An 8,027-nucleotide genomic window follows, 5' to 3' on the forward strand; every position below is an offset into this window, starting at 1 on the left:
CCCCCACGGTCTTGACCGGGAGTAGCACAGCGAAGGCTTGCCAAATCTTGTCGTAGAGGCCAGACCTTGCGGATCTGGTCGATGTAGACGGCGTCGGCGTTGCGCAGGATGTCGAGCTTCTCGTGCGTGATCTCGCCGGGGCAGCGGATGGCGAGGCCGGGGCCCGGGAACGGGTGGCGGCCGACGAACACATCGGGCAGGCCGAGTTCGCGGCCGAGCGCCCTCACCTCGTCCTTGAACAGTTCGCGCAGCGGCTCGACCAGCTTCATGTTCATGCGTTCGGGCAGGCCGCCGACATTGTGGTGCGATTTGATCGTCACCGACGGGCCGCCGGTGAACGACACGCTCTCGATCACGTCGGGATACAGCGTGCCCTGCGCCAGGAAGTCGGCGCCGCCGACCACCTTGGCCTCGGCGTCGAACACGTCGATGAACAATTTGCCGATGATCTTGCGCTTCTGTTCCGGATCGCTGACGCCCTTCAGCGCACCGAGGAAAGTCTCGGACGCATCCACGTGGACCAGCGGGATGTTGTAGTGGTGGCGGAACAGATCGACGACGGTCTTGGCTTCGTCCTTGCGAAGTAAGCCATGGTCGACGAACACGCAGGTGAGCTGATCGCCGATCGCTTCGTGGATCAGCACCGCCGCGACCGCGCTATCGACGCCGCCGCTGAGGCCGCAGATCACCTTGCCCTTGCCGACCTGGGCGCGGATCTTCTCGATCGCCTCTTCGCGGAAGGCTCGCATCGTCCAGTCGCCGGTCAGCCCCGCGACCTTGCGGACGAAGTTGCGCAGCAGCTTGGCGCCGTCGGGCGTGTGCACCACCTCGGGGTGGAATTGCATCGCGTAGAACTTGCGCTTGTCGTCGGCGATCACCGAGATCGGCGAGCCCGGCGCCTTGGCGACGCCGCGAAAGCCTTCGGGCAGCTTGGTGACGCGGTCGCCGTGGCTCATCCAGACGTCGTAGTGACCGCCCTTCTGCCAGACGCCGTCGAACAGCGCACAGTCGTCGGTGATCTCGATGGTGGCGCGGCCGAACTCGCGGTGATGGCCGCCCTCGACGGTGCCGCCGAGCTGCGCCGCCATCGTCTGCTCGCCGTAGCAGATGCCGAGCACCGGCACGCCGGCCTGCAGGATCGACATCGGCGCGGCGGGCGCATTGTCGTCCAGCACCGAAGCCGGGCCGCCGGACAGGATCACGGCCTTCGGCTTCATCTCGGCGAAGGCGGCCTCGGCCTTCTGGAACGGTACGATCTCGGAATAGACGCCCTCCTCGCGGACACGGCGGGCGATCAGCTGGGTGACCTGCGAGCCGAAGTCGACGATCAGGATTTTCTCGTGGATCGCGGCGACATGCGGCGAGGTGTCGGCCCCGGACGGGACCACGGAGGCGGAATGTGTGCTGGGGGCTGTCATGGGCAGCAAATACGCGACCAAGGCGCGGCTCGCAACGGGGAAAAACGCTGCGTCCCTCACCTCTCCCCGCGCGCGGGGAGAGGTCGGATCAGCGCGCAGCGCTGAGCCGGGTGAGGGGGCGCCTCCGCACGGCCGAGACTCAGTGCCCGCGGCGCCCCTCACCCCAACCCTCTCCCCGCAAGAGCGGGGCGAGGGAGCGCGCTGTGCTCGCGGCGCCCCTCACCCCGGCCCTCTCCCGCGCGCGGGAGAGGGAGCGCGCCTCGCCCGTTTCAGGCTTTGCGCTTCAAGACGCTGACGAAAAATCCGTCCGTGCCGGTCTTCAGCGGGGTCATCAGCAAGCCTTCGGGCGAGGTGCGGACGGCCGCCAGGAATGCGTCGGCCTTGTCCCACAGGGCGGCGGCGACCTCGGCGGGCGGCACCACCGCGAAGTCGGGATGCGCGGCCACGAACGCCCTCACCTGCGCGCTGTTTTCCGCCGGCAGCACCGAGCAGGTGACGTAGGCGATGCGGCCGCCGGGCTTCGCCAGGCGGGCGGCACGCGCCAGCACTTCGGCCTGGTCCTTGAGCCGGATCTCCAGCGCGCCGGGGCGCATCCGCCATTTGGCGTCGGGGTTGCGGCGCCAGGTGCCGGTCCCGGTACACGGCGCGTCGACCAGCACCAGGTCGGCGCTGCCCTTGATGTCGGCGAGCGGATCGGCGTCGCCCTTGGGCGCCCTCACCTCGGCGTTGTGCACGCCGGCGCGCGACAGCCGCTCGTGGATCGGCGCGAGCTGGCGCTTGTCGCCGTCGGTGGCGATCAGCCGGCCCTTGCCCTGCATCATCGCCCCGAGCGCCAGCGTCTTGCCGCCGGCGCCGGCGCACAGGTCGATCACCTGCTCGCCGGGCTTTGCGGCGGTGAGCAGCGTCGCCAGCTGCGAGCCCTCGTCCTGAACCTCGATCGCGCCCTTGATGAAATCCTGCTCGGCCTGAATGCCGGGATTGCGCGCGTCGGCGCCGAGCGCGATGCGCAAGCCCAGCGGCGACCACGGCGTCTCGGCCGCGCCAAGATGCTTGAGCGAGGCCAGCAGCTTGTCGCGCTTGCCCTTCAGCGTGTTGACGCGCAGGTCGAGCGGCGCACGGCTGGCCATCGCGGTCGCCTCGGCGACGCGGTCATCGCCGAACACCTCGGCCAGCGCGCCGTCGAGCCATTCCGGATAGTCACCCGCGACATGCGCGGGCGCGTTTTCGAGCGAGCGCGACGTCAGCGCGCCGTGCTCGGCGTCGCTGAGCGGCTCCGGCGCGAAGCGGCCGCCGTCGCACAGCGCCGCGATCGCCTCGGCATCGAGGCCACGCTCCAGCTTGAGCATGCCGAGCACGCGCGCGCGCGGCGTGTCGCTGTCCATCAGATACGCGCTGGAGGCGCGGCGGCGCAGCACGTCCCAGACGAGGCCCGCGATTGCGGAACGATCCCCCGAGCCGGCAAAGCGGTGCGCGGTGCCCCACTCCTTCAGCGCTTTCGCCGCCGGCACGCGCTGGCTGTTGATGGTGGCGATGACGTCGATGGCGGCGGACAGCCGTGCGGCGGGAGTCATGAGTTACTTTCGAAAGGTCGGGCGCGCAGCGCGCCTCAGATCAGCAGCAGAATGCGCAGCGCGAAATACAGCCACATCGCCATCAGCACCAGCGCCCCGGCGAGCCAGGCCAACGACCGGCCGCGCAGATCGTTCGAGGTGACGAACACGCCGGCATGGACGAAACGCGTCACCACGAACACCCACGACAAGAGCACGAGGACGAGGTCGGCATGGCGAAGCGGCAACGCGATCGCGATCAGCACATAGAACAACACCGGCAGTTCGAACTGGTTGTTGTAGCAGTTGCCGACCTGCGCCACGCGTGCCGGCCAGTTCGGCTGGCCGAGCACGATGTCGCCGATTTTGGTCTCGCGCGATTTCAGCGTGCGACGACGCGCCGCGAAGGTGCCGAGCAGCAGCGCGAAGGTCAGGCCGATCTGCACGAACACTGGCAGCAGCACCATCTGGACGGACATCGCGGAGCCCCTTTCGGCCGCTCACGGACGGCGCTGTGGTGTGTGCGTTGTAGCGGGCGCGGTCCCGCATGACAATGCGAGGCCGCGCCGCGCGCCTTGCGTCAGACGTCGTAGCTGTTGTCGGGCCCGACCTGCACCAGCTGCTTGCCGAAGTTCTTGCCCTTCAGCATGCCGATAAAGGCTTCCGGCGCGCTGGCCAGCCCCTCGCTGACGCTCTCGTGGTGGCGCAGCTTGCCGTCGCGGAACCACGCCGACATGTCGCGCAGGAAATCGTCATGGCGCGCAGCAAAGTCGCTGACGATGAAGCCGCGGATGGTCAGCCGCTTGACCAGCACCTGGCGCATCATCATGCCGGCCCATTTCGGCGCCGGCGGCGCGTCGAAATCATTGTAGTGCGCGATCAGTCCGCATACCGGCACGCGGGCGAAGGTGTTGAGCAGCGGAAACACCGCCTCGAAGACCGCGCCGCCGACATTCTCGAAGTACACGTCGATGCCGTTCGGGCACGCCGCCTTCAGCTTGGCAGCAAGATCGGGATCGCGATGATCGAGGCAGTCGTCGAAGCCGAGCGTATCCTTGACGTAGGCGCACTTCTCCGGCCCACCGGCGATGCCGACCGCGCGCGCGCCCTTGATCTTGGCGATCTGGCCGACCGCCGAGCCCACCGCGCCGGACGCAGCGGCGACCACCACGGTCTCGCCTTCCTTCGGCTGGCCGATGTCGAGCAGTCCGGTATAAGCGGTCATGCCCGGCATGCCGAGCACACCCACGGCGGTCGAGATCGGCCCCATTGCCGGGTCGAGCTTGCGCATGCCGACGCCGTTCGACACCGAGTAGGTCTGCCAGCCGGTGCGGCCCATCACGAAATCGCCCTTGGCAAATTTCGGATTGTTCGACGCCACCACCTCGCTCACCGTGCCGCCCTCCATCGCCGCGCCGACCGCGACCGGCTGGGCATAGGACGCCGCCTCGCTCATGCGTCCGCGCATATAAGGATCGAGCGACAGCCAGATCGTGCGCAGCAGCAGCTCGCCCTCGCCCGCCACCGGCATGTCGAATTCTTCAAGCCGAAAATTCGCCGGCGTCGGCTCCCCGGCCGGCCGCGACGCCAAAACGATGCGCTCACACTTGGACATGATGTTTCCCCTCTGATGTTGCGGCGAACTGTAGGCGAGCACACGGCTTCCGCCAACTGGGACGAGACGGACGCGTGGCGATTACCGCTCTCGTTCGATCGAGCGTTTGTCGTAGAGCGCCACGCCCCCCTGGCTCGTCATTCCGGGGCGCGAGCGAAGCTCGCGAACCCGGAATCTGCAGCGAGCACCGAGTCGCCCAATCACTTCGGGATTCCGGGTTCGCTCACTGCGTGAGCGCCCCGGAATGACGGACGAGAGGGTTTCGCGAACTAACTGTCGCCGAACGACCACCCGCAGCTAACTAATCGTCGCCGCCTCACACCCCGCCCGGATAGTTCGGGCTCTCGCGGGTGATGGTGACGTCGTGGACGTGGCTTTCGCGGAGGCCCGCACCGGTGATGCGGACGAACTGGGCCTTGTCGTGGAATTCGCCGATATCCTTGGCGCCGACATAGCCCATTGCGGCGCGCAGGCCGCCGGCGAGCTGATGCACGACGTTTCCGACCGGGCCCTTGTACGGCACCTGGCCCTCGACGCCTTCCGGCACCAGCTTCAGCGTGTCCTTGATGTCCTGCTGGAAGTAGCGGTCGGCCGAGCCGCGCGCCATCGCGCCGACCGAGCCCATGCCGCGATACGCCTTGTAGGAGCGGCCCTGCCACAGGAACACTTCCCCGGGCGTCTCGTCGGTGCCGGCGAGCAGCGAGCCGACCATCGCGATGTCGGCGCCGGCCGCCAGCGCCTTGGCGAGGTCGCCCGAGTACTTGATGCCACCGTCGGCGATCACCGGAATATCGGCGGCCTTGCAGGCCTCGACCGCGTCCATGATGGCGGTGAGCTGCGGCACGCCGACGCCGGCGACCATGCGGGTGGTGCAGATTGAGCCCGGGCCGATGCCGACCTTGATGCAGTCCGCGCCGGAATCGATCAGCGCCTGCGCGCCTTCGCGCGTCGCGATGTTGCCGGCGATCACCTGCACGGCGTTGGAGATGCGCTTGATCCGCGTCACCGCTTCCAGCACGCGCTGCGAATGACCGTGCGCGGTGTCGACGACGACGAGATCGACGCCGGCCTCGATCAGCCGCTCGGTGCGCTCGAAGCCGCCCTCACCGACCGTGGTGGCGGCAGCCACGCGCAGCCGGCCCTGCGCGTCCTTCGACGCCAGCGGATGCGCGACCGCCTTTTCCATGTCCTTGACGGTGATCAGGCCGACACAGCGATACTGATCGTCGACCACCAAGAGCTTCTCGATGCGATGCTGATGCAGCAGCTTCTTGGCTTCGTCCTGGCTGACACCCTCGCGCACGGTGACGAGGTTTTCGTGCGTCATCAGCTCCGACACCTTCTGCGACGGATCGGTGGCGAAGCGGACGTCGCGGTTGGTGAGGATGCCGACCAGCTTGCCGGGCCCATGGCCCTGCGCGCCCGTGACCACCGGAATGCCCGAGAAGCCGTACTGATTCATCAGCGCCAGCGCGTCGGCGAGCTTGGCATCGGGGCTGATGGTGAGCGGGTTCACCACCATGCCGGATTCGTACTTCTTGACCTGCCGGACCTGCTGCGCCTGACCTTCGGGATCGAAGTTGCGATGAATGACGCCGATGCCGCCGGCCTGCGCCATCGCGATCGCCATCTTGGCTTCGGTTACGGTGTCCATCGCCGAAGCGATGATCGGCACGTTGAGCGGAATGGCGCGGGTGATCTTGGAGCGGATATCGACCTCGGACGGCAGCACGTCCGACAGGCCCGGCTTCAGCAGCACGTCGTCGAACGTATAGGCTTCCTGAAACTTCGACGATCCGTTCGATGACGCCATGGCCAACTCCTTCGGCGGCGCGGAGCCGCGGGCGGTTTGAGGTAACGGGAGCCACGCTCGGCGCCACCGATGCAGCGCCGTCGAATCGTTCCCGTCGGGAGGGTTGGCGGCGGTCGATAGCATGGCGATATGACGAATCATAGAGCCGCCGGCGCGGAGCCCACCTGCGCGTGGGCAGGAGCGCTCAAGCTGGCGTGATGGGCGTGAAATCCAGAGTGATTTCAGGGATATCGGCCACGGCGTCGCGCGCGGCGCGAAGCCTTGACCGATCTTCTTCCGACAGCGACGGCAGGTCGCCGTCCTTGAAATAGCCGATCGCCCGCAGCGGAAGGCCGGCATCCTGGCCGAACATCGCCTGAAAACCACCGAGTGCCCGCGGCAGCGAAATGCCTGCGCTGAGCAGCGCCGCGATGTCCCGGTAGTCCTTGGCTTCAGCGCGATCCAAAGTCGCTTTGAGCTTTGTGGCGAGCAGATCCTCGGGCGACGCCACCAACAGAACGCCATCTGTCGTCATCATCGGCGGATTGATCCGGCCAAGCTTCAAGCCGCCAAAGAACGACAGCTTGACGACGCCGGCCGGCCGCTGCGCCTCGACCACCAGGGTATTCACCTCATCCTGGATAGTACGGGCTCCCGACAACACGCCCAGTCTTGCTGCCAAGGCCGGCTTGTCGAGCGGATTGGAGGCAAAAAAATCGAAGTCGACTGAGATCCGGTGTCCCAGATGCAGGGCGACCGCGGTGCCTCCGTAAAGGACGAACCGCATCTGCACGGCGGCAGCCAATTCGGGCCAAACCTGCCGCTGCGCGGGCGGCAGAATGTCCAGCCGAGGCTCAAACGTCGGCGTCATCGAAGGTTCTGACTGGCGGCTCGTCGGCGATGGGCCGGGCCGCAGCGCTCTGCAGTCGGCCTCGCCAGAATTCCCATGACCTCGGGTCGAACCAGCCGGGCGCCGCGCCGAGCATGACGTCCGCGAGAAGACTGCGTCCGAGCGTGTCCTCTAGCCGGCGGACCTCGGCGAAAGGGGCGTAGCGCATGGCCTGGGCCAGGATGCGTTCAGGAGAGCGCGGTGCGTCGCCGACCGGCTGCCACCAAAAGTACTTCCGCTCGAGATCGGCAAGGAGTTCAGGAGGAAGGTCGAGTGGCACAATCATAAGAGGAGTTTAGCAGAAACAGACCAAATTGGCGAAGTTTCGCCGTCTGTGCGCCGGCCACCTCGACGGCCGGGCCGTGGAACGATCGCCGGTCACGCAGGATTTAAGCCCCACGCTCTGTTCCGCAATAGCGACTGGTCCGGCACGGTGGTACAGCCCCTCACCCACCCTCGCGAATCCCGGAAAACATGAACAAAGAACGCGTGATTCCGCTGATCGTCGCCGCTGCGCTGTTCATGGAGAACATGGATGCCACGGTGATCGCGACCTCGCTGCCGGCGATCGCCGCCGATATCGGCACCAGCCCGCTGACGCTGAAGCTGGCCATCACCTCCTACCTGCTGTCGCTGGCGGTGTTCATCCCGGCGTCGGGCTGGACGGCGGACCGGTTCGGCGCCCGCATGGTGTTCTCGATCGCCATCGCGGTGTTCATGGTCGGCTCGATCGGCTGTGCGCTGTCGACCTCGATCCATCACT

7 protein-coding genes and 1 pseudogene are annotated in these 8,027 nt (G+C 67.2%); 1 reads left to right on the forward strand and 7 read right to left on the reverse strand.

From position 1 onward, the window contains the following. The 7 genes and pseudogenes from guaA to I5M_RS10375 form a co-directional block, all read right to left on the reverse strand. Window positions 1-1,418: pseudogene (gene guaA / locus I5M_RS29475) on the reverse strand (glutamine-hydrolyzing GMP synthase); the annotation flags it as partial. Between the two features lie 269 nt (window positions 1,419-1,687). Continuing rightward, the gene (locus I5M_RS10350) at window positions 1,688-2,989 is read right to left on the reverse strand and encodes an RsmB/NOP family class I SAM-dependent RNA methyltransferase (RefSeq protein WP_022721340.1); all 1,302 of its coding nucleotides are present in this window, start codon (window positions 2,987-2,989) and stop codon (window positions 1,688-1,690) included. Between the two features lie 35 nt (window positions 2,990-3,024). Then, complete coding sequence (locus I5M_RS10355) at window positions 3,025-3,447, reverse strand: MAPEG family protein (RefSeq protein WP_022721341.1); 423 nt, start codon at window positions 3,445-3,447, stop codon at window positions 3,025-3,027. 101 nt (window positions 3,448-3,548) lie between these two features. Continuing rightward, window positions 3,549-4,583: an NADP-dependent oxidoreductase gene (locus I5M_RS10360; RefSeq protein ID WP_022721342.1), complete on the reverse strand. Its 1,035-nt coding sequence runs from the start codon at window positions 4,581-4,583 to the stop codon at window positions 3,549-3,551. Between the two features lie 316 nt (window positions 4,584-4,899). Further along, window positions 4,900-6,396 (reverse strand): IMP dehydrogenase, encoded by a 1,497-nt coding sequence (gene guaB / locus I5M_RS10365; RefSeq protein WP_031336016.1) that lies wholly within the window; start codon window positions 6,394-6,396, stop codon window positions 4,900-4,902. 184 nt (window positions 6,397-6,580) lie between these two features. After that, the gene (locus I5M_RS10370; RefSeq protein WP_022721344.1) at window positions 6,581-7,246 is read right to left on the reverse strand and encodes a nucleotidyl transferase AbiEii/AbiGii toxin family protein; all 666 of its coding nucleotides are present in this window, start codon (window positions 7,244-7,246) and stop codon (window positions 6,581-6,583) included. Next, window positions 7,230-7,550 carry a hypothetical protein gene (locus I5M_RS10375; protein ID WP_022721345.1) on the reverse strand — a complete coding sequence of 107 codons (321 nt, stop codon included), beginning with the start codon at window positions 7,548-7,550 and terminating at the stop codon, window positions 7,230-7,232. The genes I5M_RS10370 and I5M_RS10375 overlap by 17 nt, the downstream gene beginning before the upstream one ends. Before the next feature lie 188 nt (window positions 7,551-7,738). Here I5M_RS10375 and I5M_RS10380 point away from each other — a divergent pair. Then, the coding region (locus I5M_RS10380; RefSeq protein ID WP_031336017.1) for an MFS transporter at window positions 7,739-8,027 on the forward strand (289 nt) is incomplete at its 3' end.

Origin of the sequence: Rhodopseudomonas sp. B29 (assembly GCF_000333455.1) — a bacterium.
Taxonomy (GTDB): Bacteria; Pseudomonadota; Alphaproteobacteria; order Rhizobiales; family Xanthobacteraceae; genus Rhodopseudomonas.